The following is a 24,210-nucleotide window of genomic DNA, read 5'->3' as shown; positions in this document are numbered from 1 at the left end:
CTTTTTCTACCTTAAAACCACTAAAGAAACGATTTTCTCCTTATTTATGTTTGTAGATGAGCCTGTCGGGGAAAAGGATGTGTCACTATAAGTGGCTTATCGAAATGAAAACGTCACTCTTTAGGTTTATCCGTTGACATTTATTTTGATCTACCGAAAGACCTCCTGTTTGATTTTCCTTACTTTTTTTACATAATCATAGTTTATTTTAAAAAATTAAGTTACATTTGCCATGGAAATTCTCAATTGTATTTGTGAATTAAATGATCGTTAACCTAAAAATTAAGTAATTATGCAACGAAAGAAAATCTTTGATTCTTTCAAACACTGGAATGTAGCCATACTTTCCGTGTTAATGTCTTTTTGCATGACAGCCGCTTTTGCCCAGTCAGGCGCTGTTAAAGGAAAAGTTCTGGACGAACTAGGTGAGCCTATTATCGGGGCGAATATCGTGGAAAAAGGTACTACCAACGGTACCATCACTGATATTGACGGTAACTACACCCTTAGTGTGAATGACCTGAAAAAAGCAATTCTCCAAGTGTCTTTTATCGGTTACAACTCGGTAGAGGAAGCTGTGAAAGGGCGCTCTGCCGTAGATGTTAAGCTTGGTGCCTCTGTCGTGAATCTGGGAGAGGTTGTAGCTATCGGTTATGGTACGCAGACTCGTAGGGAGATTACCGGTTCCGTAGCGAACATTTCCGAGGAAAATTTTAATAAAGGAGTGAATCGTGACGCGTCCGACTTGCTGCAAGGTAAGGTAGCGGGTCTGACTATTACGTCTGGTTCCGGTGATGTAACTCGTAGTTCCCAGATTCAATTACGTGGTACTTCTACCTTGCAGAACGACCAAGGCCCGATGATCGTGATCGATGGTGTTCCGGGTGGTGATATGTCTACTGTATCACCTTCGGATATTGAGTCAATCTCTGTATTGAAAGATGCTTCTTCTGCCGCTATTTACGGTTCTCGTGCCGCTGGTGGTGTAATCTTGATCACAACGAAGAGAGGTTCCGGTTCCAGAACCCAGATCAATTATGATGGTTATCTTACCGCCTCTACCATTGCGAACAAGCCCGACATGTTGAACGCTTCTGAGTGGCGTGCCGCTAATAAGGCGTTGGGTAAAGATATCTCTACTTATGATAAGTACAACTCGGACACGGATTGGTTCGATGAGATGACTCGTGTAGGTGTTTCTCAACAACACGCTCTTTCTTTGTCGGGTGGTTCTTCTAAGAGTAATTATCGTGCTTCTTATACTTTCTTGGATCGTAACGGTGTGGCTCGCGATAACTACATGACTCGTCATAGCTTCCGTTTCCAGTTCCAGCAACGTGCTATCAACGACCGTTTACGTATTGGATTAACGGGTGCCGCAACGCTGACGGATATGCAGATGCCGTTTTCTGATGACTATATCTTGGCTTACAATATGCTTCCGGTTTATCCGGTTTATAATGCGGACGGCTCTTATTTCACGGATGCCAACCACAATTATGATCAAGGTAACCCGGTTCAGAACCAAGATCAGAACTATAAGAAAGCAGCTAATAACTACTTCTATGGACAAGGTGATGTACAGTTCTCTATTTTGGATGGACTGACAACCAAGGTGAACCTGTATAAGAGCCGTTTCTCATCTGACTATAGCGAATGGCAAGATCCTCGGAACTCTCGTGGACAGGGTGATACGGGTAAGGCAATCCGTCGTAATAGACTATGGGATCGTAACTTGTTAGAGTGGACCGCTAATTATACGAAAGCTTTTGGCTCGGCAGAGGAGCATAAGGTCGATGCTATCGTTGGTTATTCTTGGGAAAATAACTTGTACGCCGACCAGAAATCGGAGGCTACGAATTTCGCCGTAGGATCGATGGGCGCTGATAATATCCAATCCGGAAACTTGCTGAAGATCGGTAATGTTACTTCCAGCCGGAATGAATATAAACTGATCTCTTTGTTCGCTCGTGCGCATTATAGCTTTAAAGAGCGGTATATGATTACGGCTACGGTTCGCCGAGATGGTTCTTCCAAATTCGGTGCTAACCATAAGTGGGGTACTTTCCCTTCAGTTTCCGCTGCTTGGGGTATCAGCCAAGAGTCTTTCATGAAAGATACGAAGTGGATCAATGATTTGAAATTACGTGCAGGTTACGGAATTACCGGTAACCAAGATGGTTTGAGACCTTATAAGTCATTGGATTTGTATTCAGCTTCTGGTACTTATTATAACAACGGATCTTGGCCGACAGCTTTCCGTCCTTCACAGAACGCGAACCCGAACTTGAAATGGGAGCAGACTGCTATGTTAAATATCGGTTTGGACTTCACCTTGTTCAATAGTCGTTTGAGCGGTACGATCGAATGGTACGACAAGCGTACGAAAGATATGCTTTACAACTATGAGGTTTCTACTCCTACTTACGTATACAATCAGATTCAAGCGAATGTAGGTGATATGAAGAATACAGGTGTTGAGATCTTATTGAACTTAGACGTGATCCGTAATAAGGACTTTACGTGGACAACCTCTCTCAATCTTGCTCATAACAAGAATGAGATCACAAAACTGTCTAATGAATTGTTCTCTACGGGACGTGTTTACGTGGGTGATCCTTGGATTCGCGGTGCTTCAGGTGTGACTTCACACGTAGTTGAGGAAGGTCGCCCGGTCGGACAGTTCTTCATGCTGAAATGTAATGGCCTTGATGAGAATGGTAAATTTATCATTGAGGATATAAATGGTGACGGACAGATCACGGATGATGACCGTACGTATGTTGGTGACGCTCAACCTGATTTGACATATGGTTGGAATAACACATTCAACTGGAAAAACTGGGACGCAAGTTTCTTCTTCCGTGGAACAATTGGCAATAAGGTATTGAACAACCCATTGGCAGCTTACGGTAATAATACATATATCGATGGAACGAATGTAATGGATAACGATAATCTGTTGACATTAAGTGAAAACTCTCGTGTATGTTCTTATTATGTAGAAAACGCTTCATTCTTGCGATTGGATAACTTATCGATTGGTTATACATTCAATACGAAGAAAATCGATTGGTTGGATAAGGCTCGCTTATATGTAGCCGGTCAGAATCTATTCGTGATTACAGGTTATAAAGGATTGGATCCAGAAGTTGAGAATTTCCGTGGTGAGGCTAGCGATGACAACGCAGGTTTGTCTCCGGGTATTGAACCTCGTAACTACATGCCGAAGGCACGTTCATTTACATTTGGTGTTAACTTAACATTCTAATTAAAAAGATAAGCTTATTATGAAACGGAAAACTATATTATCATTTATAACTGGATTGTTTTTATTAGGAGGACTTTCTTCCTGTATGGACTTGGATGAAACAGTATATGACAAGTTGCCCGCTGATGATTTTGGCCAGTCAACGGCCGAGTTGAATGCTTTGATCGGTAACTCACATAATACGATGAAGAAGTTTTGGACAGAGTATATGCATTTGTCCGAATGCTCCGGTTCTATGGCTGTGACTCCGACTCGTCGAGGTGGTGACTGGTATGATGGTGGTCAATACCGGGAAATCTATATGCATACATGGACCTCTCAGACCTCAAGAGTTAAAAGCGCATGGAAAGCGGCCACAGAAGCGATTGGTACTTGTAACGAGGCTATCCGTAAATTGCAGAACTCAGAGATCCTTACCGAAGAGGAGAAGGCTCAAGACGTGGCAGACTTGCGTGGTGTCCGTGCTTTCTGGATCTATGTGATGATGGATTATTGGGGAAATATTCCTTTGCTGACGGAGTTCCACCCTACGGATAAAGTATTCCCGGGGAATTCTTCCCGTCAGGAAGTATTTGATTGGTTGATTCAGGAAGTAGAGGAAATCAAGGATATCTGTCCTCCGGCTACAACTGAGAATTATGGTTCATTTACGCAGGGTGCCGCTTATTCATTGTTGGCAAAACTGTATCTGAACGCTGAGGCTTGGGGGGTTACGTTCTCCGGTAACGCTTATCAGAAAGTTATCGATAACTGTGATAAGGTGATGGCTATGGGATATATCTTAGAGCCTAATTGGAAAGACAACTTCTCCGTGACAAATGAGAATTCAAAGGAGGCTATCTTGGCCGCTACGTTCTCTAGCAGTGATACGGGTAATGATGGAAACGTGAAGAATGAGTTGCACAATAATACGTTGCATTATAAAGATTATCTGTTTTTGGGTATTACCGCTAGTGGTACTTGGAATGGTATTTGCGCTCAACCGGAGTATGTACGTTTGTTCGATGAGGAAGACGCTCGCTTGGACGGTACGTTCTTGACTGGCTTGATGATAGACAAATCAACAGGCAAGCCGATTATGACCGATCATAACAACGAATTGAATCATACGATCGATGTGAACATGATTCCGGGCATGGAATATGATGGAACCAATTGGAGTGCCGTGGAACAGCATGATGGAGCTCGTTGCTTCAAGTGGGAGTTCGCTTCGGATTTGACAAGTTCTATGGGAAATGATTTCCATATTTTCCGTTTGGCGGATATCTATTTAATGAAAGCTGAAGCTTTGTTACGCGGAGGGGGAAGTGTTAGTGAAGCTACCGCTTTGGTGAATACGATTCGTGAGAGAGGATATGGCAATAGCGACCATAATTATGCGACTGTAACTTTGAAGGAAGTACAATTGGAACGTCGTTTGGAATTAGCGTGGGAGGTTTATTCCCGTCAGGATGATATCCGTTTCGGATGTTTCACTACAGGAATGTGGCCGCAATCTAATTGTGAGCGTAAAGCTGATGACTACTTGAAGTTGTTACCTGTATCGCAGGATGCTTGGCAGGTGAATCCGAACTTAAAACAGAATCCGGGTTATGCGGCATTCTCAAAATAAAAGAATCGGATAACTAAGAATAATTTAGGCCATCTCTTACTGTAAGGGATGGCCTTTTTATTGATTTACCATTCACTGTATAACTCCGCTTTTTTGTATACCTTTGCGCCATGAACAAACAAGCGCTACTTTTTTATCCGTTATTAGGGGTGGTTCTTTTGGGGCTTTTTGTTGGGGGGCTGGCGTATGGGGCCGTACCGATTCCTTTGGATCACGTGATGGATATTTTGCTGGGGAAGGGATCTGATAAGATCGCATGGCAGAATATTGTGTTGCAATCTCGTTTGCCTCAGGCTATAACCGCATTATTGGCGGGGGCTTCCTTGGCTACCAGCGGGTTGCTATTACAGACATTGTTCCGGAATCCGTTGGCGGGACCTTCCATATTGGGCATTAGTGATGGCGCTAATCTTGGAGTAGCCGCTATCATGCTCTATTTCGGTGGTACGTTGGGGCAGTTCACGGATTGGCCGATCAGCGGATATATGGCGGTAATCCTCGCGGCCTTTGTGGGGGCTTGCGTGATACTGGGACTGATTATCTATTTTTCGGCAAAAGTGAAGAATAATGTCATGCTTCTGATTATCGGAATCATGATTGGCTATCTAGCTTCTTCGGTTATTTCTATCTTGAATTATTATTCATCTACAGACCGGGTACATGCGTTCGTGATGTGGGGGCTTGGTAATTTTTCCGGTGTATCCTTGGAACAATTACCATTCTTTGGAACTTGTGCGTTAATCGGGCTGTTATTAGCAATCTTGCTGATCAAGCCTTTGAATGCCTTATTATTGGGAGAAATGTATGCTGCTAATTTAGGTATCCAGATCAAACGAACACGGATCGTGATTCTTTTGTGTACGGGAATATTAACGGCTACAACTACTGCTTTTTGCGGCCCCATTTCCTTTGTCGGATTAGCAGTTCCACATATCGCCCGGTTGATGTTAGGCTCTTCCAATCATAAGATGTTGGTGCCAGTTACAATGCTGACAGGTTCCTGCGTTGCTCTTCTATGTAATATGCTGATGGTGGTACCGGGCAGTAATACGATCCTGCCATTGAATGCCGTTACCCCTATGCTTGGGGCGCCTGTTATTATTTACGTAATCGTGAACCGGAAAAATATTCAATATTTTAATTAGTGGCTATGGAACGGATCCCTGTGATAAAGACAAGTGATTTAAGTATTGGGTATATATTGAAAGGCGGACAGAAAAAGCGCGTGCATGATGCGTTGGATCTGAATCTATATCCGGGTGAAGTGACCTGTCTTCTCGGATTAAATGGAGCGGGAAAGTCTACCTTATTGAGGACATTATGTGGTTTTCAACCTCCTCTGGGAGGAGAAATCGAGCTAATGGGGAAGCCGCTGAATTCTTATTCACAAGGTAATTTCTCACGGTTGGTGGGAGTTGTCTTGACAGAGAAGACAAATGCCGGTGGAATAACGGTTTACGAGTTGGTCTCTTTAGGAAGACATCCCTATACCGGCTTTTTCGGACAATTAAGGCAGGAAGATCGCAGGATTATCGAGGAATCGCTTGCTGCCGCCGGTATCGCTCATAAGGCTTATAATTATGTGTCGGAACTTAGTGATGGCGAGCGTCAGAAAGCCATGATCGCCAAAGCGCTGGCACAGCAATGCCCCATCATATTGTTGGATGAGCCGACGGCCTTTTTAGATGTGACAAGTCGGATAGAGACTATGGTCTTGTTACATACTTTAGCGGTAGAGCAACAAAAAGCGATTCTGCTATCGACGCATGATCTTGATTTGGCGATCCAGCTGGGGGATTGCCTGTGGCTGCAAGAGAAAAAACGTCCGATGGCTTGCGGAACGCCGGAAGACCTGATTATGGGAGGAGCGTTTGAGACGTTCTTCAGTAAGGAAGGAATCGTGTTTGATCCGAATACCGGGAAATTGAATACGGTAGCTCCAACAAAGCTTATTGGGGTTGCGGGGGATTTTATGACTTCTTATTGGGTTGGGAATGCCTTGATCCGGAATGGCTTTAAGCCCTCGTCGGTTAGCGAGGATTATATAAGTGTTTATTGTAATGCTCCGGATAGCCTGCGTATTCAGTTCCCTGCGGAAGAGGGCACGAGAATCGTAGGAAGTGTGGCGGAGATGATCTCAATCATAATTCATAAATCATAAGTTATATATGTCAAATGAGATTACATGGCGGCTGGAAAATGAGAATATAGGCCGTTTGTTGGTACATTATGCGATTCCCGCCGTTATCGGGACCATGGTTAATGCTCTTTATAATATCGTAGATCGTATATTTATCGGACAAGGAGTGGGTGCGCTAGCTATCTCCGGATTGACTTTGACTTTCCCGATACTACTCTTTATGCAGGCATTTGGAATGTTGATCGGTGCGGGAGCCGCTACAAGGGTCTCCATTCATCTAGGCCGTAAGGCGAATGATCTGGCAGATAACGTATTAGGAAACGCTTTCACTTTGACATTCATTATCGGAGCCTTGACGATTATCCCCAGTATGATTTTCTTGGATGATTTGTTAATGTGGTTCGGAGGAAGTGAGCAGACGATACCTTATGCGAAAGACTATTTATATATCGCTATCCCGGGTAATTTGCTGGCTACATTAAGCTTTAGCTTTAATGCCGTGATGCGTGCTTCTGGATATCCGAAAAAGGCGATGTTCACGATGATGATCGGTGCCGTATTGAACGTGATCCTAGACCCGATCTTTATCTTCTGGCTGGATATGGGGATACAGGGTGCCGCTATCGCTACGGTGATCTCCATGGCCGCCGGTGCCGCTTTCGTGATGAGTCATTTTATCAGCAAGGATAGTATTGTACGTTTCCATACGAAATATTTCCGGTTGAAAGGTCCCATTATTTGGAATATATTTACGATCGGCATGTCTCCATTTTCCATGCAGCTGGCGGGCAGTGTGGTTGTGGTGATCATGAACCATGCGTTGAAAGAGAATGGAGGCGATTTGGCGATTGGTGCCAGCGGTATTATTTCCAGTATCGCCATGCTGCTGGTTATGTTGATTATCGGTATCGCCCAAGGGATGCAACCGATTGTCGGGTTTAATCATGGCGCTGGGCATCATGACCGGGTATTGGCTACCTTGCGGTTGTCTATTATAGTATCGACCTTGATTACAGGGGTAGGATGTATCGTCAGTTTATTATTCCCTAGACTGATCGTTAGCGTATTCTCGACGGATGCCGAATTGGTGTCGATTACGGACAATGGATTACGTCTGACGATGCTGGTCTTTTTCGTTGTCGGTTCCCAGATTACGATCAGCCAGTTTTTTCAAAGTATCGGTGTCGCATGGAAAGCGATGTTTCTGAGTCTAAGTCGGCAGGTTTTATTCCTGATACCGGCTATCCTGCTATTTCCTCCGATCTGGGGATTGGATGGCGTTTGGCTAGCGCAACCTTTCTCCGATTTCATTGCGGCGGTAACCGCATGGGGCTTTTTATGGTATCATGTTAAAAACGTGAAAAATAAGGGTTAAAGATGAACTTATGTCGATGTTAATTGTATTTTTATTGTATGTATAAAAGTACTTTTATAGACAAACCTTTAAAAATGAGTTAATATGAAGAAGATTGTATTATTGCTCGCCGTTTTATTATTTGGTGCAGGGTCGATGATGGCACAGCAGGACAAGTCAGCGGAGAAAGCTGCGAAGCAGGCTGAGAAAGAAGCAAAGAAAGCAGAGAAGGCAGCGAAGAAAGCTGCGGAGGAAGCCGAGGCTAACGCATTGTTTGAACAAGCGGTGCAAGCTTTGAAGAATAAGGATTTCGTATTGGAAGCGGATCGTATAGAGTTTAAGCGCGGTAGTTTTGTTTATGTTACTCCGAACACGAACTTCGTTTCGGTGAAGGGTGAGAAGGCTACCATTCAGTTAGCGTTTAATACTCCGGCGGCCGGTCCTAACGGAATAGGAGGTATAACGGTTGATGGAACAACTTCCGGTGTACAGATGAAGACTGACAAAAAAGGAAACGTTATGTACGAGATGAATGTGCAGGGTGTAGCGGTATCCGCTAGGGTTACGTTCCGTATGGCGAAAGGTACGAATAAATGTACTGCCACGGTATCACCTAACTTTAATAGCAACCGTATATCCTTTACGGGAAATCTCTATCCTTCGAGCGAGTCGAATGTGTTCAAGGGACGTTCTATTTAATGTAGATACAAAGAATCGTGAAGGCGGACTTTCTTTCGGGAAGCCCGCCTTTCTGTTTATAAGAAGGATGAGATTGGACTATTTCCAAGCATCATTTTGTACCAGATAAGCTTGGCCGTTCTCATCGTTTCCTGCGGTCTGGATCTCTGTCTCGGGAATCGGGAACATCGTCTTAGAAGCGGTTGGAGCGGATACACCATAGAATTTAGTTAGGTATTGCTTCTCATAATTTATATATGCCGTCAATTCCTTGTTCATATAATCACCTCCCCAACGAACCAGATCGAAAAATCGTTGTCCTTCCATCGCAAGTTCCAGCTTACGTTCCATATGAATCGCCTTGATACAAGTTTCCTTGTTGCTGAATGCGGCGTGACTGGATGGATAAGGTTTCACCAAATAATTGGCGGCAGGCGTTCCGTCTTCCAAATAAATGATATTGTCCGGTTTGGCTGCACGTTCACGGATATCGTTTACTTGCTGCATGGCGGCACTTAATTCTCCGTCGTTCGCTAGGCATTCCGCATATAACAATTTACAATCACGTAGGCATAGATATTGTAAATTCATGGCAGAACCGGGAGCCCAGCCGGATGAATAGGTGGAGCCAGCTAATCCGGCATCCTGTTCCGCTTTGCTATAGACATGCTTTTTGGGTAGGAATACCCCACCGCTGCTTACATTTCGTACCCAATCATTAGCGGGCAATCCCCAATCTTTATAAGGAATCTCCATACGTCCTACGGCGAAATCTAGACGAGGGTCTACGGCGATCGTCTTATCATTCTTAGAGATGTAATCATAATCGGTAACACGTTCTGTCACGGATTTTTTATTTCTGTACTCTCCCTCAAGATAAGGAAGCCCATTTTCGTCTACTTGGAATGAGTTTACCAATTCGTAAGAGGGTTGATAAAATCCGCAACATCCACCGGGGCCTGTGTTATGAGGATAATTCAGTAAAAATCCGTAATTCCCGTTATTATTGGCTCCGACAGAGAATTGTACCTCAAAGATAGACTCTTTCCCATTTTCGGTAGTTGCGTTAAAATTTGCGTCCAGATCATCTTGTAAGGCCAATCTCTCTCCTTTAGGACTTAATCCGTTTGCGATAATATCGGCCAAGATGGGTTTGGCGGCTGCCATATCACCTTGCTGCATCAGTATTTTAGCCTTTAACGCTTTTGCCGCTGTTTTCGTAGGACGTGCCACTTCGGTCTGTTTTTCGGGCAATCCTTCAATGGCCGCTTCTACGTCTGCTAAAATATTAGGATAGATATCCGTACCGTTATGAACTTTCGGATCGTTTTCTTCAGCGGCGATCGTCTCATCGATATAGGGCATGCCGGTCGGTCCGAAAATCTTTACCCCTTCGAACATGAATAGGGCACGTAAGAATTTCAGCTCCGCAGTCCGGTTGGCCTTGGTCGTCTCGTCCATATCTGCCGCTTCTTTCATCACATTGAGCGCTAAGTTGCAACGTTGTGCTCCATAATACGCGTCTTTCCACTTATTCAGTAAATAATCGTTTGTGGCGGTGACAGCATACGTCTCTACGGAGTTCAATACGGATTGGTCATTGGATTCGGAGCCTTTATTGGCGTCACCTCCGTATACACCGCCGAATACCCAGTTGAACATATTGTCATATCCGGTCGGCCGGGTCAAACCGGCATAAGCGTTGACCACCAATAACTCAACCCCTTCAGCATTTGTTAATGCTTCTTGGTCAATACTGCCTTGAGGAGCTTTATATAGAAAATCCTCACCGCAAGAACTCAAGGTAAATAAAGCAACTGCGCTTACTATTAATATTTTATGTCTCATAATAGTCGTTTTTATAGTAAATGGATTTAGAAAGTAAAATTCACGCCCAATAAGAATCGCATAGTTGTAGGCCAGCCTCCCATATCGACTCCTCTTTTTAAGTCTACACGTCCGGCTCCGTCGGTGTCAGAATCGCTTTGCCGTAAATAGGCGTTGGTAAACTCTGGGTCCAAGCCTGTATATCCGGTGATCGTAAGGATATTCTCGGCTTGTAAATACAGGCGAAGATTCTGGATACCAGCCTTCTTGAGTAATTCCTTAGGCAAGGAATATCCCAATACGAGATTTTTCAGGCGTAAGAAGGAGGCGTCTTCTACGTAATAAGAGCTAGAATAAGCTCCGGAATAGTTATCTTCCGTATTCAGCATAGGAAGGATAGCATTACTGTTATCGCCATTCAATGTCCATGATTGATCTCTGAGGCGTGAGGATTTATTACCGTTGAAAGTCCAGAAATCGGTAAAATATTTTGTGTTATTATATAAGTCATTGCCGATAGAGAAGTTCCAGAACATAGTAAAGTCCCAGTTTTTCCATGTTAACGTGGCGTTGAGGCCTCCGGTTAAGTCCGGATGAGGAGAGCCGATAAAGGTCCGGTCGCTATCATCCAATTTGCCGTCTCCGTTCAAGTCCTCGAAACGGAAGCGGCCGACATAAGCGGCAGCGTCTGCCTCTGTGATATCACTTTGTCCAAATGGCTTGGTTGCCATAACATCGGCTACGGACTCATAAAAACCATTTTGCTTCAACCCCCAGAATTCAGACACGGCATGTCCTTTTGTCGTACGGGTTACGTATCCTTCGATACGCGTACCGCTAGCCCATAGAGAATAATCGTCAGCTTCCGCGAGTTTCAAGACCTCATTTTTATAATGGGATAAATTCAAGGATAGATCCCATGCCCAGTCTCCTTTTCGGTCACGGTAATTAAACATGAAGTCGAAACCAGTGTTCTTTATATCTCCGAAGTTGATATAAGGGCTTCCGGATTCTCCGGCCATCGAGGTGTAGGCCGCTTGTATCAACATATTGGATGTCTTCTTCGTATACCATTCGAATGAACCGCTGAATTTACCATTCAGGAAGGTCGCGTCCAGACCCAAGTTGACCATCTTGGTCATTTCCCATTTCGTATCAGTGTTACCGTAGGTACTGAGGCGGAATCCGGTTGTCTCGCTATTGTTCGCTCCGGTCATGTCGTAATTCGTATAGGAGGTGCTGGTCGTGAACAAATTAGCGAAATTAGTCGCGACAGGAATCTCTGAGTTACCCGTGACGCCGTAACCGGCTCGTATCTTTAAGTCGTCCAGCCAATCTCGGCTTGGTTCCATAAATGCCTCCTCTGACATACGCCAACCGGCGGAGATAGAAGGAAAGACTCCGTAACGATTACTTTCCGAGAAACGGGAAACACCGTCCCGGCGGATAATACCAGTTAATAGATACTTATCCTTATATCCATAGTCTGCACGGGCAAACATACCAAATAGCGCGAATTCTCCATTGTAAGTGGAAGAGTTGGTACGTTGGCTATTGTTCTCGCCCATATCCAAGGTGTATGTATTGGTATTGTCTTCGAATAAATAGTTATATCTACGTGCGTTGAGGGATCTGCCTAAACCATCCCGAATAGCCTCTGTTCCCAATAAGATGTTCAAGGAATGGATCTCATTGAATGTCCGGCTGAAAGATAGCGTATTGGTCCAAACCCAACGATAATTGAAGTAATTACTTTCGTAGAAATTATTTTGGCCACCGGACTCGGAGAACTCCGGGTTGTTCTTGGTCATCGAGTAAGAATAATCATTACGATAATCGATACCGAAGTTTGTTTTAAAAGTCAGCCCGGTCCATAGGTCTGCTTCTCCATACACGTTGCCAAATACACGTTGGGTAGTGGCATAATTATCCTTATTTCTTTCACGAATAGCTACAGGATTCTGGAAATTGCCGGTCCCGGCGAATAAGGAGCCTGCATAATTGCCCGCATAGTCATAAACCGGTACATAAGGAGAGGCCCGATAAGTCCATGAGTAGATGTTGGACTCTGTACCTGAGAAGCTAAGTCCGTTGTTTTTGCTAAAACTATAAGTTAGGTTCTCTCCGAATCGCAACCATGGGCGGACGTTATACGATGAATTAGCACGTGCTTGATAGCGTGTGAAATAAGATTCGATAGCGGTACCTTGCTGGTCGAAATAGTTCATGCTCATGGTGTATTGCCCTTTATCGGTACCTCCAGACAAGGACAACTGGTGATTTTGCATCCAACCGAGTTGGCTGATTTCATCCCACCAGTTCGTATCGCCTACGGGCGCATAGACTACGTTGTTCGCTTGATCGTAATCGCTAGGATCGATGGAGGTGCTACCACCGGCGCCGGTTACGGTCATGTAATTGGGTAGATGATTAACCCAAGAGTCGGAAGTGCTTCCGAATTGCTGGTGGTAAGGTAATTCTCCATTGGCGCTGGCTCCTGTTAAGTCCAGATTGTTTTTCGAGGCTTGCCATTCGACATCAATACGGTCATAAGCGTTTAAGACGTCATAGCGTTTACCTGTTTTAGAGAAACCGTAATATCCGTCATAGGTTAATCTCGGCTGTCCCGTTTTTGTCCCTTTCTTGGTCGTGATCAAAATGACGCCATTCGCTGCTTGCGCTCCGTAGATCGCTGCGGAGGAGGCGTCTTTCAATACTTGCATACTCTCGATGTCATTGGGATTGATAGAGCTTAGGTCTTGGTCACGAGTGGATACACCATCGATAACATACAAAGGTCCGTTGTCATTGATGGAATTAATACCTCGGATGCGTACCATCGTGGCTGAACCGGGAGCACCAGAGGTACCGATGTTTACGCCCGCCGCTTTACCTTGCAACTGTTGTGTGGCGGAAGAACCGGAAGACGCCAATAGCTCTTCAGTATCGATAACCGCTACGGAACCTGTGATGTCCTTTTTCTGTTGGGTACCGTAACCGACAACGACTACCTCGTCTAGATTTTGGGTGTCTTCCTTTAAGGTAATGTTCATGACGTTCCCGCTTGCAGGTGTTTGTTGAGTTACGTACCCGATGTAAGAGATGACCAGAATGGCATCCGGCTCTACTTCTAATACGTATTTACCATCCAGATCGGTGATCGTTCCGTTCGTGGTACCCTTTACGACTACGTTAACACCTAATAGGGGCTCTCCTTTAGCGTCGGTGATCGTACCCGTTATTTTCCGGGATTGTTGCGTAACGGAGGTTTCCGCTTTTAATACGGAACTTTGCGGTATGATAGCACCGCCTGCCAACATAAAGCATAAAGCTAGTCCCAGCCTGCTTCTAAAGATCGCATGTCTGTGTTTCATAATAAAATAGGTTAATAAAGTATAGTAAACTAGGTTCAATATTAAAGTTTGTTTAGAGTCTGAGCAATAAAAGTCAGTGAATGGGCGGATTTATTCTGTGAAATCGTGTTTTTTATCGGTGAACAACTTTTGATAGAATCCGATTGTTTTCTGATGGGGATAAATGAGAAAGGGCACCCGAAAGTGCCCTTTTCCTTAATGTTTACCTATTCTGCCGGTCTGTATGATGAACCGGATTGTTATGGCTTTCACAAGTTCTAACGGTGTAAATGTAAATCAAGGGAAAAACTTAGGAAAATATAATCTGTGAACGAGCGGATTTATTCAACGAACAGGGTTTTTTGTTCGGTAAACTTTCCGTAAGTTCGCGAAATAAAAATTTAACATCTTATAATCATGCAACTATCCATAGATCAAAAAGACATCGATAAATTTCTGATGATAGGCGATAAAGTATTGATTAAGCCTAAGAATCCACAGAGCCAGACTAAGACCGGATTGTATCTGCCTCCCTCGGTTCAACAAGGGGAGAAGATACAAGCGGGTTATATCATAAAGACGGGGCCCGGATATCCGTTGCCTTCTCAATCTGAGGAGCATGAGGTCTGGGAGAAAAAGAAAGGGGAGGAGGTGCAATACTTGCCGCTTCAAGCCCGTGAAGGTGATTTGGCTGTCTATTTGCAGAATGCCGCTTACGAGATCAATTTTAATGACGAGAAGTTCTTGATTGTTCCTCATTCCGCTATTTTGATGTTAGTGCGTGATGAAGGTTTGTTTGAATAAAGCCTTTTGTTAAGGAAAATAGGGCTATATTCACTTTTTTATCTTATTTTTGCCAGCAAAACAAGACAAACTATCAACAGTAGCGATTATAATGAATAAGATTGTAAGTAAAGAACATTTCTCAGCCAACGTGGTGAAGCTGGAAGTCGAGGCTCCTTTGATCGCCCGCTCCCGCAAGGCCGGTCACTTCGTGATCGTGAAGGTTGGCGAAAAAGGCGAACGTATACCTCTTACCATTGCCGGGGCGGATACCGAGAAAGGTACCATCACCTTGGTGATCCAAGCGGTAGGCGGCTCATCCCGTAAAATCTGTGAATTGAACGAGGGTGACTATATCACGGATGTGGTGGGTCCGTTAGGGCAGGCTACCCATATCGAGAAGGTTGGAACGGTTGTTTGTGCCGGTGGTGGCGTAGGTGTCGCTCCGTTGTTGCCGATCGTGGAGGCTTTCCATAAGGCAGGAAATCGTGTGATCGTCGTATTGGCGGCCCGTACCAAGGACTTGGTGATCCTTGAGGAGCAGATGCGCCAAAACTCGGATGAGGTAATTATCATGACCGATGACGGATCATATGGTATGAAAGGCTTGGTGACGAATGGCGTGGAGAGCGTGATCAACCGGGAGAGGGTGGATTTATGCGTTACGATCGGTCCGGCTATTATGATGAAATTCGTTTCCGCTCTTACAAAGAAATACGAGATTCCTACCGTAGCTTCCTTGAATACGATCATGGTGGACGGAACGGGTATGTGTGGTGCTTGCCGTATTACGGTAGGCGGGAAGACCAAGTTCGTTTGTGTGGACGGACCGGAGTTCGATGCTCATCAAGTGGATTTTGATGAGATGATCATGCGCCTCGGCGCTTATAAGGATATAGAGAAGAAATAACGAAACCACGTAATTGAATCATGACAACAGAAGAATTAATCGCTGCTCGTCGTGCCGAACCTTGGCGGGAGGCGCTTCGCAAAAGCAAGAAAAATAAAGAACGTGCGGATATCCCCCGTGTGAAGATGAACGAGTTGGACCCGGAATACCGGAGTCGTACCCGTTTGGAGGAAGTTAACTTAGGCTTGACAAAAGAACAGGCTATGCAAGAGGCCGAGCGCTGTCTGGATTGTCCGAATCCTACTTGTATGCAGGGATGTCCGGTAAATATCAATATACCTACTTTTATCAAGAATATCGAGCGTGGGGAATTCTTGGAGGCCGCTAAGACCTTGAAAGAGACAAGTGCCCTGCCCGCTGTTTGCGGTCGTGTCTGTCCGCAGGAGAAACAATGTGAGAGCAAGTGTATCCATTTGAAAATGGGTAAGGAAGCGGTTGCCATTGGCTACTTGGAACGTTTCGCCGCTGATTACGAACGTGAGAGCGGTAATATCTCGGTTCCGGAGATTGCGGAGAAGAACGGTATCAAGATTGCCGTGGTAGGTTCCGGTCCTGCCGGATTGTCTTTTGCCGGAGATATGGCGAAGCGTGGATATGATGTGACTGTGTTCGAGGCATTGCATGAGATCGGTGGTGTATTGAAATATGGTATCCCGGAGTTCCGCCTACCGAATAAGATCGTGGACGTGGAGATTGATGGCCTTCGTAAGATGGGCGTACGGTTTGAGAAAGATTGTATCGTGGGTAAGACGATTAGTTATGATGATTTGCATGCGGATGGCTTTAAGGGCGTGTTCGTGGCAAGTGGCGCCGGTCTGCCTAATTTTATGAACATTCCGGGTGAGAACTTTGTGGGCGTGATGTCGTCCAACGAGTATTTGACCCGTGTAAACTTGATGGATGCGGCGAATCCGGAAAGTGATACGCCGGTGCTACAAGGGAAGAAGGTGGCCGTGATCGGAGGTGGCAATACCGCTATGGACTCTGTCCGTACCGCTCGCCGTCTGGGCGCTGAGCGTGCTATGATTGTCTACCGTCGTAGCGAGGAGGAGATGCCTGCCCGTCTGGAAGAGGTGAAACATGCGAAGGAAGAAGGTGTGGAGTTCTTGACGCTTCATAATCCGATTGAATATATAGGAGATGAAAGAGGTCGTGTTAAGCAGATGCGCTTGCAGAAGATGGAGCTAGGTGAGGCGGATGCCTCTGGTCGCCGTCGTCCGGTACCTATCGAGGGAGCTATCGAAACAATCGATGTGGATGAGGTGATCGTTAGCGTCGGTGTATCTCCGAATCCATTAATACCCCGTGCCTTTGGAGGCTTGGAGGTGAGCAAGAAGGGTACGATCGTAGTGGAGGAAGACAGTATGCGCTCCGCTTTAGGCGATGTGTATGCCGGTGGTGACATCGTTCGTGGTGGAGCTACCGTGATTCTGGCGATGGGAGACGGTCGTAAGGCTGCCGCCGCTATGGATGCGGACTTAAGAGGATAAGTATAATATCTATTAGTTCTATAAGGAAAGACGGGTTGTTTGGACGATCCGTCTTTTTTCTTTTATCGTGATACGGAGATTTATGTTTATTATCTATAAGACTAATTCTTGAAATAATCTCTCAAATGTCTGTTCTAGATCGTTGGAAAAACCGGGATGTGGACGCGAGGTTTGGATAGAGGCACTTCTTATGGCGGTAAGCCAACGAAAGCGCTCCGGAATATCTAGGCTGGCTATAGGACCTCCATCCTTTGCGCCGGAACATATCTTATCGAAAACGTGGAGATTCGTACACAAAGATTCCTTATCTATATCTGATGTGAACAGACGAAGTTTCTCCTCGTTTACATGATAGCGAGCCTTGATGAATTTAGGCCGTTTACAGAACATGATAAGGCCTACATTGATAAACTCCTCCCGTTCGATTTTCGGTACGATACGGATTACGGCATATTCATATAAGTGTTTGTCTTGCATGTCGAGCTTCATTTATAAACGTGTCAGAATGGGCGATTCGGTCAATTAAGAACCGGATATATACATCACGTATCTCTTGAGGCGTACCGGGACTATCGTTCCAATGCAACCAATCGTCGGGTACTAGACCTACGATCTCACGAATTTTCTCTTCCGTTAAGATACGTTTGAAATCCTTGTTTACTTCCTCCAGCAGCGTCGCTTGTGGCAATAATACATGATCCTTGATATGGATGAAAGGGCCGATCGCATGTTTTTGCCAATTTACCCATGAGAAATGGAAAAATAAGGAAGCTCCATGATCGATGAGCCAAAGTTCTTTATTCCATATCAACATATTCGTATTCCGGACCGTGCGGTCTATATTTGTCAAAAGAGCATCGAGCCATACGACTTGTGAGGCGAGTTTGGGATCTACACGATTGACTACCGGATCGAAAGTCAAGGCTCCCGATAAAAAATGTAATCCCAGATTGAGCCCTTGACTTGCTTGTAGTAAGTCTTGTATCTCCTCGTCACCTTCCGACCGCCCGAAAGCCTCGTCAAGATTCAGGAAGACCAATTCCGGTACATGGAAACCCAAGCAACGAGCGATCTCACCTCCGATCAACTCGGCTATCAAGGCTTTTGCCCCATGTCCGGCTCCCCGGAACTTAACGACATATTTAAACTCATCGTCCGCCTCCGCTAAAGCAGGCAATGATCCGCCTTCCCGCAGAGGCATGATATATCGGGTAACATTCGCAGTACGTAATTCCATAACCCTCACTTTAATTGAAGATAAAGATACGATTATATTTTAGAAATAAAAAGCCCCGCTATTCTTTCGAACAGCGAGGCCTTTTGGAAGCGAGCGGAAGACGGGACTCGAACCCGCGACCCTAACCTTGGCAAGGTTATGCTCTACCAACTGAGCTACTTCCGCAATTAAATTAGATCGTACTCGAAGCGGGACTTGAACCCGCACAGCCGCAATGGCCAAAGGATTTTAAGTCCTTCGTGTCTACCGATTCCACCATTCGAGCATCCACTCTTCTCTAAGAGTTGAGCGGAAGACGGGACTCGAACCCGCGACCCTAACCTTGGCAAGGTTATGCTCTACCAACTGAGCTACTTCCGCATTGTTTGTTTCTCTTTTGCGAGTGCAAAGGTAGTACAAATATTTATACTACCAAACATTTCCGGTGAAAAATTTAATTATGGATGTAAATTTTATTACCGTTTGTATCGACGACATATTGTTTGAGGGCTTGTTTCTCCTCAGCGCAAGGTCCTTCCACCGGATTGCCGATACCGTTTAAAAGTTCAAATTTACTACCGCATTTCGGACAAATGGCGTATACGGCAGATTCGTCCACATCTACGATGACATTAGCGGATGCCTCATGAGGACAAGCGGCATCGAATGCGAAGAATGCTCCAGTTCCGTTACTGGACAATCCATGATAGACCAATACGCCTCCAAAACCTGTTTGCTCGCCAGCTTGGTCTACATCTTTAGAGGTGTAGATCTTATAAGCCTGTATTGCATTCAACGCTTTATCTTGATAAGTCAGATCTAGTTCCAGATAGACCGCACGATAGGGAATGCGAGTCTCTATCGTGTCTGCGCAAGATAATAGCGTAAACAAGATCAAAAGTGGAAATATCCGTCTTATCTTATCCATGGATCAATTTCTTTTCAGCCTCGTTCATCCGTTCGAAAGAGAAAGAACCTATCACGCTACGCATCATGGCGGCGATTGGTTCATTACATAGATTACCGATACTACCTTCGTGCGTATGGTTGACGCTTTTCGAAGGAACGAATTTATCGGCCTCGATATCCAAACCTACTTGCTTATAAGCGTCGCGGAAAGGCATTCCGGCCAAGACACGGCGGTTCACTTCTTCCACGCTAAACAATAGAGAATATTTATCATCGTCCAATATATGCTCGTTCACTTTCACCTCACGCATCATATGAGTTACCATGCGTAAGCAATCCTTCAGCTCGTCGAAAGCCGGGAGGAAGACTTCTTTGATGATCTGGAGATCCCGGAAGTAACCGGAAGGAAGATTATTGCTGATCAAGATGATTTGCTGAGGCAAGCCTTGAAGCTTATTGCATTTGGCACGTGTCAACTCAAATACATCCGGATTCTTCTTATGCGGCATGATACTGGAGCCGGTCGTGAACTGATCCGGCAGTTTAATGAAGCCAAAGTTCTGGCTATTGAACATACAAGCGTCGAACGCCAACTTGGAGAGCGTAGCGGCGATACCCGCCATAGCGAAAGCTACGGTGCGTTCCATCTTGCCACGTCCCATCTGGGCGTATACCACATTGTAGTCCAGCGAGTCGAAACCTAATAAATCCGTAGTCATCTGGCGGTTTAGCGGGAAGGATGAACCATATCCGGCGGCGGAACCCAGCGGGTTGCGGTTGCAAATACGGTATGCGGCTTGCATAAGTTGCAAATCATCTACCAAGCTCTCCGCATAAGCGCCGAACCAAAGTCCGAACGAAGAGGGCATGGCTACCTGCAAATGCGTATATCCGGGAAGCAGTACATCCTTGTACCGGTTACTCTGGGAGATCAAAACGTCGAACAAGCCGGAAACCAACTCAACCAATTCCTGTATTTGCGAACGGGTGAAAAGCTTCAGATCCAATAAGACCTGATCATTACGGGAACGCCCGCTATGGATCTTCTTGCCCATATCGCCCAAACGACGTGTAAGCATGAGTTCCACTTGCGAGTGCACATCCTCGATGCCTTCCTCGATGATGAATTCTCCACGATCCGCTACGGCGTATATATTCCGTAATTCTGCTAATAAGACGTTTAGTTCCTCTTTAGTCAACAAACCGATACTTTCCAGCATCGTGATATGCGCCATAGAGCCTAATACGTCATATTTAGCGAGGTAAAGATCCATCTCACGGTCCTTACCTACCGTGAATATATCTACTTCATGATCTACCTGTACATTTTTTTCCCAAAGTTTCTGAGCCATAATGAAAAAGGAATTAATAAGGCAAGGAGGCGATAACGGTCGAGATTTTATCCACAGCCTCTTGCAAAGGTTTCGATACCATTGGTTTCAAGAACGGATTCAGATCGGCACGAACCGTGATTTTTAACCGTGTGTCGTCCTCGGCCACCTGTTTCAATTGTATCCATAAGAAAAGGGGAACAGGAGAGTTGGTCGTCGTGAACTTGATTAATTTATTCGGCTCTCTTTCTACGATCTGGAAGGTAATCTTACCAACGGGATCGACAGCGAAACTACAGGTATCGCTGTCGAACTCAAAATTTTTTATTTTATCTTGCGGGATGCGATCCTTGATACGTTCCAAGTTGGAAAGATCGGACAACATCGTGAAGATACGTTCATCATTGTGTGGGATCTGTTTGACCTCACTCACAAATTCTTCAGTCATTGAGTGTCTTTTTGTTTATTACTTATTTCGGGTCCCAGTTAGCCGGATCTTTACGCCATTCCTGAAGAACCGCGATCTCAGACTCATCGATGTAATGCGTACGGACAGCTTCTTCCAAGACAGCGTCGTAGTTACTCAATGTAGTCAATGTTACTTTAGCGTCCTTGAAAGCGGCTTCCGCTACAGGGAATCCATAGGTAAAGATAGCTACCATACCCGCGACATCGCAACCAAAGTTACGTACGGCCTGTACGGCTTTCAAGCTACTACCTCCGGTAGATACCAAATCCTCGATGATCACTACTTTAGAACCCGGTTTCAATTCTCCTTCGATAAGGTTTTCCAATCCATGATCTTTTGGCGTAGAGCGGATGTATACGAATGGCAATCCTAATAAATCGGCTACTAAAGCACCTTGAGCGATCGCGCCTGTAGCAACACCGGCAATGGCATCTACGTTCTCGAATTTTTCACTAATCACACGAGCCAACTCCAATTTAATGAAGCTACGAACGACCGGATAAGAAAGAGTCTTTCGGTTGTCATTGTAGATCGGAGATTTCCAGCCGGATGCCCAAGTAAACGGATTGGCCGGTTGCAACTTTACGGCTTTAATCTTTAATAATTTTTCTGCTACTAAACTTTCCAGTGTTTTCATACAATCCTATATTTATATCAGTCTGCAAAAATAGATAAACTGAATGACATTACCTTGAATATCGTACGTTAATTTTTTATTAATATTTATGCGACAGACAGGGCTAAAATGCTGATGCGTATGCCCGGAATCCCTGATAAAGCCTTTGCGCAAGCGGAAATCGTGGCTCCGGTTGTGATCACGTCGTCTATGAGCAGGATATGTTTGTTTTTTAAGCTTTCCGGATGAATGACATTAAAAATAGAACATACATTTAACCAACGATCGTAAATGGCCTTACGAGTTTGGGTACTTGTGTGGGTGGTGCGGGCTAGACTTTGCGTATCGATGGGGATATCCCATATGGAACGGATGCCGGAGGCGATCCATTCGGACTGGTTGTAACCTCTTTGCCGTTTTTTGCGGGGATGCAGGGGAACGGGGATAAGGAGGTCTACGGTACATATCGGGCTGTGATCCGCTTGGAGCTCTCTCGCTATCTGCCGTCCGAGTAGATAGCCCAACTCTTTATTATCATGGTATTTGAGCGAGTGGATCAGGCTTTGTACTTTTCCGCCTTTCTCGTATCGTAGATAAGCGGTGGCATATTCGATCCGGTTCTTTCCGATAAAAAGTTGCTCGACGGGGTTGTTCGCCTGTTGATGATATCCCGTGTGCGGCAGGTCGCATAGGCATTTCAGGCAAATTTGTTCTTCTCCCTCGACGAGTGGTCGTTTACATATTTTACATAAGTTTGGGAAAAACAGGTTGAGCAGATTATTCCATGTCGTCGGCATAATCCTCGCAGTCTGTTCCTTTGAATAATTGGCTTAGGCAATCCAACGTGATCCGGCTTTCGAAACCTCGTCCGGCGGCGAAACGGAGTAACTTGTTGAATAGGTCCCGCTCGTCTTTTCCTTTTGTCGATTTCTTTTTGCTTTTTAGTAAATCGAGTAAGATGGAGCGGTATTCTCCCTCGTCAATGGCGGCGAGCGATTCTTCCCGGATCGGGGAGGGGATGTTTTTCTTATAAAGCTCGTAGCCTATCTTTACCCGTCCCCATTTATTGAATCGTAGCTTATCGTTCACGAAGAAACGGGTGTAACGGGATTCGTCGATAAACCGCTCTTTCAGCAAGCGAGCGATGATACGCTCGGAGGCGTCGGGGGGAAGTCCGGCGGCATCGATCTTTTTCTGTACGTCTTGTATGCAGCGTTCGGCGGCGGAGCAATAGGCGGCTGCCCGGTGCAACATCTCGGGTTCGGTTATCTCTTTCATATTTTTGCTTTTACGATCCGGTCTTTTCCGTATAAATCTTGTATTAATTCGACTTCGGTGTAATTCTCTTGACGTAGCATCGCTACGGTCTCTTTTCCGCAAAGGGCGTTGATCTCGAAATAGAGATGCCCGCCTTCCGCCAAATGCCTTTGTCCGAAGCGGGCGATGGCCCGGTAGAAGAGAAGCGGATCGTCGTCGGGAACGAACAAGGCTAGATGAGGCTCGTTCTCCAGAACGTTCGCTTCCATGGTCGCTTTCTCTCTATACATTATATAAGGGGGATTACTGACGATGCAGTTTAAGCTTCCTATAAGAGACGCTTCGGTTTCCTCCGTATGGGATTTTAGTTTCACGTACGTGAAAATTTTGTTTCTCGTACATGAAAATCTAGTTTCACGTACGTGAAAATTTTGTTTCTCTTGCATGAAACTGGAATAACCTTCGGAAAGGATATCCAATTCATGGAAGGATACGGAAACTTGATTCATACGGGCGTTCTCCTCGGCCACGGCGAGCGCTTCGGGTGATATATCCACCGCCGCTACCTCTGCCTCCGGAAGATGTTTCGCCAAGGAAATAGCGATACAGCCGCTTCCCGTGCCGATATCTAATATACGAGGGGCTTGGCCTTGGTAGTCCGTGATGATCCGCTCGACCAACTCGGCGGTTTCCGGGCGGGGAATCAATACGTCCGGCGTCACCTTAAACTCCATCCCGTAAAAATCCGCTATGCCTAATAAGTATTGTATGGGCTTGTATAAACGCAGTCCTTCTACAATCTCCTTGATTTTAAATTTCTCCGTATCAGATAATTCTTTACCTTTGCCTAACAGGAGTTGATGGGTAGAAAGACCGCAAACACGTTCCATGATGAGCCGGACGAGCGCTTGGGCTTCGCCGGGAGGATAAATATCTTTGAGGGAATTTCGGATGTAAGCGACGGTCTCAGTCATATCTTTCTCTTGTTTTATCG

20 protein-coding genes and 3 tRNA genes are annotated in these 24,210 nt (G+C 45.2%); 9 read left to right on the top strand and 14 right to left on the bottom strand.

Features of this window, described 5'->3' with window-relative positions:
• Window positions 1-292: 292 nt before the first annotated feature.
• From HMPREF0999_RS13845 to HMPREF0999_RS13820, 6 genes are all read left to right on the top strand, one after another.
• Entirely contained in the window at window positions 293-3,271 is a 2,979-nt protein-coding gene (locus HMPREF0999_RS13845) for a SusC/RagA family TonB-linked outer membrane protein (protein WP_005859097.1), read from the top strand.
• Window positions 3,272-3,290: 19 nt separating this feature from the next.
• Window positions 3,291-4,883 (top strand): RagB/SusD family nutrient uptake outer membrane protein, encoded by a 1,593-nt coding sequence (locus tag HMPREF0999_RS13840; RefSeq protein WP_009276176.1) that lies wholly within the window; start codon window positions 3,291-3,293, stop codon window positions 4,881-4,883.
• 110 nt (window positions 4,884-4,993) lie between these two features.
• Window positions 4,994-6,028 (top strand): iron ABC transporter permease, encoded by a 1,035-nt coding sequence (locus HMPREF0999_RS13835; protein WP_009276175.1) that lies wholly within the window; start codon window positions 4,994-4,996, stop codon window positions 6,026-6,028.
• A gap of 5 nt (window positions 6,029-6,033) precedes the next feature.
• Window positions 6,034-7,044, top strand: a complete 1,011-nt coding sequence (locus HMPREF0999_RS13830) for an ABC transporter ATP-binding protein (protein ID WP_009276174.1) — start codon at window positions 6,034-6,036, stop codon at window positions 7,042-7,044.
• A gap of 7 nt (window positions 7,045-7,051) precedes the next feature.
• The gene (locus HMPREF0999_RS13825; protein ID WP_008779310.1) at window positions 7,052-8,398 is read left to right on the top strand and encodes an MATE family efflux transporter; all 1,347 of its coding nucleotides are present in this window, start codon (window positions 7,052-7,054) and stop codon (window positions 8,396-8,398) included.
• A gap of 84 nt (window positions 8,399-8,482) precedes the next feature.
• Window positions 8,483-9,076 carry a DUF4251 domain-containing protein gene (locus HMPREF0999_RS13820; RefSeq protein WP_005859017.1) on the top strand — a complete coding sequence of 198 codons (594 nt, stop codon included), beginning with the start codon at window positions 8,483-8,485 and terminating at the stop codon, window positions 9,074-9,076.
• Window positions 9,077-9,154: 78 nt separating this feature from the next.
• On the opposite strand, the gene HMPREF0999_RS13815 is transcribed toward HMPREF0999_RS13820, so the two are convergent.
• Window positions 9,155-10,903 (bottom strand): RagB/SusD family nutrient uptake outer membrane protein, encoded by a 1,749-nt coding sequence (locus tag HMPREF0999_RS13815; protein ID WP_009276173.1) that lies wholly within the window; start codon window positions 10,901-10,903, stop codon window positions 9,155-9,157.
• A gap of 26 nt (window positions 10,904-10,929) precedes the next feature.
• Window positions 10,930-14,256 (bottom strand): SusC/RagA family TonB-linked outer membrane protein, encoded by a 3,327-nt coding sequence (locus HMPREF0999_RS13810; RefSeq protein WP_009276172.1) that lies wholly within the window; start codon window positions 14,254-14,256, stop codon window positions 10,930-10,932.
• Between the two features lie 396 nt (window positions 14,257-14,652).
• Between HMPREF0999_RS13810 and HMPREF0999_RS13805 the strand changes: the two genes are divergently transcribed.
• From HMPREF0999_RS13805 to gltA, 3 genes are all read left to right on the top strand, one after another.
• Window positions 14,653-15,039: a co-chaperone GroES family protein gene (locus HMPREF0999_RS13805; protein ID WP_005859009.1), complete on the top strand. Its 387-nt coding sequence runs from the start codon at window positions 14,653-14,655 to the stop codon at window positions 15,037-15,039.
• A 91-nt stretch (window positions 15,040-15,130) separates the two neighbouring features.
• The gene (locus HMPREF0999_RS13800) at window positions 15,131-15,928 is read left to right on the top strand and encodes a sulfide/dihydroorotate dehydrogenase-like FAD/NAD-binding protein (protein WP_005867880.1); all 798 of its coding nucleotides are present in this window, start codon (window positions 15,131-15,133) and stop codon (window positions 15,926-15,928) included.
• A gap of 20 nt (window positions 15,929-15,948) precedes the next feature.
• Window positions 15,949-17,418, top strand: a complete 1,470-nt coding sequence (gltA, locus tag HMPREF0999_RS13795; RefSeq protein WP_009276171.1) for an NADPH-dependent glutamate synthase — start codon at window positions 15,949-15,951, stop codon at window positions 17,416-17,418.
• A gap of 93 nt (window positions 17,419-17,511) precedes the next feature.
• Here gltA and HMPREF0999_RS13790 read toward each other — a convergent pair whose 3' ends face one another.
• The 12 genes from HMPREF0999_RS13790 to HMPREF0999_RS13735 all read right to left on the bottom strand — a co-directional run bounded on the left by HMPREF0999_RS13790 (window position 17,512) and on the right by HMPREF0999_RS13735 (window position 24,190).
• Entirely contained in the window at window positions 17,512-17,895 is a 384-nt protein-coding gene (locus HMPREF0999_RS13790) for a DUF3037 domain-containing protein (protein ID WP_005867882.1), read from the bottom strand.
• On the bottom strand, window positions 17,873-18,655 hold the full coding sequence (locus tag HMPREF0999_RS13785; protein ID WP_009276170.1) for a HipA family kinase: 783 nt from the start codon (window positions 18,653-18,655) through the stop codon (window positions 17,873-17,875). Before HMPREF0999_RS13785 ends, HMPREF0999_RS13790 begins: the two co-directional genes overlap by 23 nt.
• Before the next feature lie 92 nt (window positions 18,656-18,747).
• Window positions 18,748-18,820, bottom strand: a tRNA-Gly gene (locus tag HMPREF0999_RS13780).
• Between the two features lie 15 nt (window positions 18,821-18,835).
• Window positions 18,836-18,920: transfer RNA gene (locus HMPREF0999_RS13775), tRNA-Leu, on the bottom strand.
• Between the two features lie 22 nt (window positions 18,921-18,942).
• Window positions 18,943-19,015 (bottom strand) — tRNA-Gly (locus HMPREF0999_RS13770).
• Between the two features lie 73 nt (window positions 19,016-19,088).
• Window positions 19,089-19,562, bottom strand: coding sequence for a Rieske (2Fe-2S) protein (locus tag HMPREF0999_RS13765; RefSeq protein WP_005867883.1), 474 nt, complete (start codon window positions 19,560-19,562; stop codon window positions 19,089-19,091).
• The gene (gene argH, locus HMPREF0999_RS13760) at window positions 19,555-20,895 is read right to left on the bottom strand and encodes an argininosuccinate lyase (protein ID WP_009276169.1); all 1,341 of its coding nucleotides are present in this window, start codon (window positions 20,893-20,895) and stop codon (window positions 19,555-19,557) included. Before argH ends, HMPREF0999_RS13765 begins: the two co-directional genes overlap by 8 nt.
• A 13-nt stretch (window positions 20,896-20,908) precedes the next feature.
• Window positions 20,909-21,322, bottom strand: a complete 414-nt coding sequence (locus HMPREF0999_RS13755) for a polyketide cyclase (protein ID WP_005858994.1) — start codon at window positions 21,320-21,322, stop codon at window positions 20,909-20,911.
• Between the two features lie 22 nt (window positions 21,323-21,344).
• Complete coding sequence (gene pyrE / locus HMPREF0999_RS13750; RefSeq protein WP_005858992.1) at window positions 21,345-21,980, bottom strand: orotate phosphoribosyltransferase; 636 nt, start codon at window positions 21,978-21,980, stop codon at window positions 21,345-21,347.
• 86 nt (window positions 21,981-22,066) lie between these two features.
• On the bottom strand, window positions 22,067-22,756 hold the full coding sequence (locus tag HMPREF0999_RS13745) for a ComF family protein (RefSeq protein WP_005858990.1): 690 nt from the start codon (window positions 22,754-22,756) through the stop codon (window positions 22,067-22,069).
• Complete coding sequence (locus HMPREF0999_RS13740; RefSeq protein ID WP_008772662.1) at window positions 22,737-23,237, bottom strand: regulatory protein RecX; 501 nt, start codon at window positions 23,235-23,237, stop codon at window positions 22,737-22,739. Before HMPREF0999_RS13740 ends, HMPREF0999_RS13745 begins: the two co-directional genes overlap by 20 nt.
• Window positions 23,234-24,190 (bottom strand): N5-glutamine methyltransferase family protein, encoded by a 957-nt coding sequence (locus HMPREF0999_RS13735; RefSeq protein WP_005858986.1) that lies wholly within the window; start codon window positions 24,188-24,190, stop codon window positions 23,234-23,236. The genes HMPREF0999_RS13740 and HMPREF0999_RS13735 overlap by 4 nt, the downstream gene beginning before the upstream one ends.
• Window positions 24,191-24,210: the final 20 nt, after the last annotated feature.

The organism is Parabacteroides sp. D25, assembly GCF_000307475.1.
GTDB classification, from domain to species: Bacteria; Bacteroidota; Bacteroidia; order Bacteroidales; family Tannerellaceae; genus Parabacteroides; species Parabacteroides distasonis.
This window is presented reverse-complemented; position numbering and strand designations above follow the sequence as displayed.

Excerpts from the sequence above, each read along its gene's own strand:
- HMPREF0999_RS13735 (WP_005858986.1), bottom strand. The coding sequence starts at position 24,190 with ATGACTGAGACCGTCGCTTACATCCGAAATTCCCTCAAAGATATTTAT.
- gltA (WP_009276171.1), top strand. The coding sequence starts at position 15,949 with ATGACAACAGAAGAATTAATCGCTGCTCGTCGTGCCGAACCTTGGCGG.
- argH (WP_009276169.1), bottom strand. The coding sequence starts at position 20,895 with ATGGCTCAGAAACTTTGGGAAAAAAATGTACAGGTAGATCATGAAGTA.
- pyrE (WP_005858992.1), bottom strand. The coding sequence starts at position 21,980 with ATGAAAACACTGGAAAGTTTAGTAGCAGAAAAATTATTAAAGATTAAA.
- HMPREF0999_RS13800 (WP_005867880.1), top strand. The coding sequence starts at position 15,131 with ATGAATAAGATTGTAAGTAAAGAACATTTCTCAGCCAACGTGGTGAAG.
- HMPREF0999_RS13840 (WP_009276176.1), top strand. The coding sequence starts at position 3,291 with ATGAAACGGAAAACTATATTATCATTTATAACTGGATTGTTTTTATTA.
- HMPREF0999_RS13835 (WP_009276175.1), top strand. The coding sequence starts at position 4,994 with ATGAACAAACAAGCGCTACTTTTTTATCCGTTATTAGGGGTGGTTCTT.
- HMPREF0999_RS13755 (WP_005858994.1), bottom strand. The coding sequence starts at position 21,322 with ATGACTGAAGAATTTGTGAGTGAGGTCAAACAGATCCCACACAATGAT.
- HMPREF0999_RS13745 (WP_005858990.1), bottom strand. The coding sequence starts at position 22,756 with ATGCCGACGACATGGAATAATCTGCTCAACCTGTTTTTCCCAAACTTA.
- HMPREF0999_RS13820 (WP_005859017.1), top strand. The coding sequence starts at position 8,483 with ATGAAGAAGATTGTATTATTGCTCGCCGTTTTATTATTTGGTGCAGGG.
- HMPREF0999_RS13740 (WP_008772662.1), bottom strand. The coding sequence starts at position 23,237 with ATGAAAGAGATAACCGAACCCGAGATGTTGCACCGGGCAGCCGCCTAT.
- HMPREF0999_RS13790 (WP_005867882.1), bottom strand. The coding sequence starts at position 17,895 with ATGCAAGACAAACACTTATATGAATATGCCGTAATCCGTATCGTACCG.
- HMPREF0999_RS13815 (WP_009276173.1), bottom strand. The coding sequence starts at position 10,903 with ATGAGACATAAAATATTAATAGTAAGCGCAGTTGCTTTATTTACCTTG.
- HMPREF0999_RS13830 (WP_009276174.1), top strand. The coding sequence starts at position 6,034 with ATGGAACGGATCCCTGTGATAAAGACAAGTGATTTAAGTATTGGGTAT.
- HMPREF0999_RS13825 (WP_008779310.1), top strand. The coding sequence starts at position 7,052 with ATGTCAAATGAGATTACATGGCGGCTGGAAAATGAGAATATAGGCCGT.
- HMPREF0999_RS13765 (WP_005867883.1), bottom strand. The coding sequence starts at position 19,562 with ATGGATAAGATAAGACGGATATTTCCACTTTTGATCTTGTTTACGCTA.
- HMPREF0999_RS13810 (WP_009276172.1), bottom strand. The coding sequence starts at position 14,256 with ATGAAACACAGACATGCGATCTTTAGAAGCAGGCTGGGACTAGCTTTA.
- HMPREF0999_RS13845 (WP_005859097.1), top strand. The coding sequence starts at position 293 with ATGCAACGAAAGAAAATCTTTGATTCTTTCAAACACTGGAATGTAGCC.
- HMPREF0999_RS13785 (WP_009276170.1), bottom strand. The coding sequence starts at position 18,655 with ATGGAATTACGTACTGCGAATGTTACCCGATATATCATGCCTCTGCGG.
- HMPREF0999_RS13805 (WP_005859009.1), top strand. The coding sequence starts at position 14,653 with ATGCAACTATCCATAGATCAAAAAGACATCGATAAATTTCTGATGATA.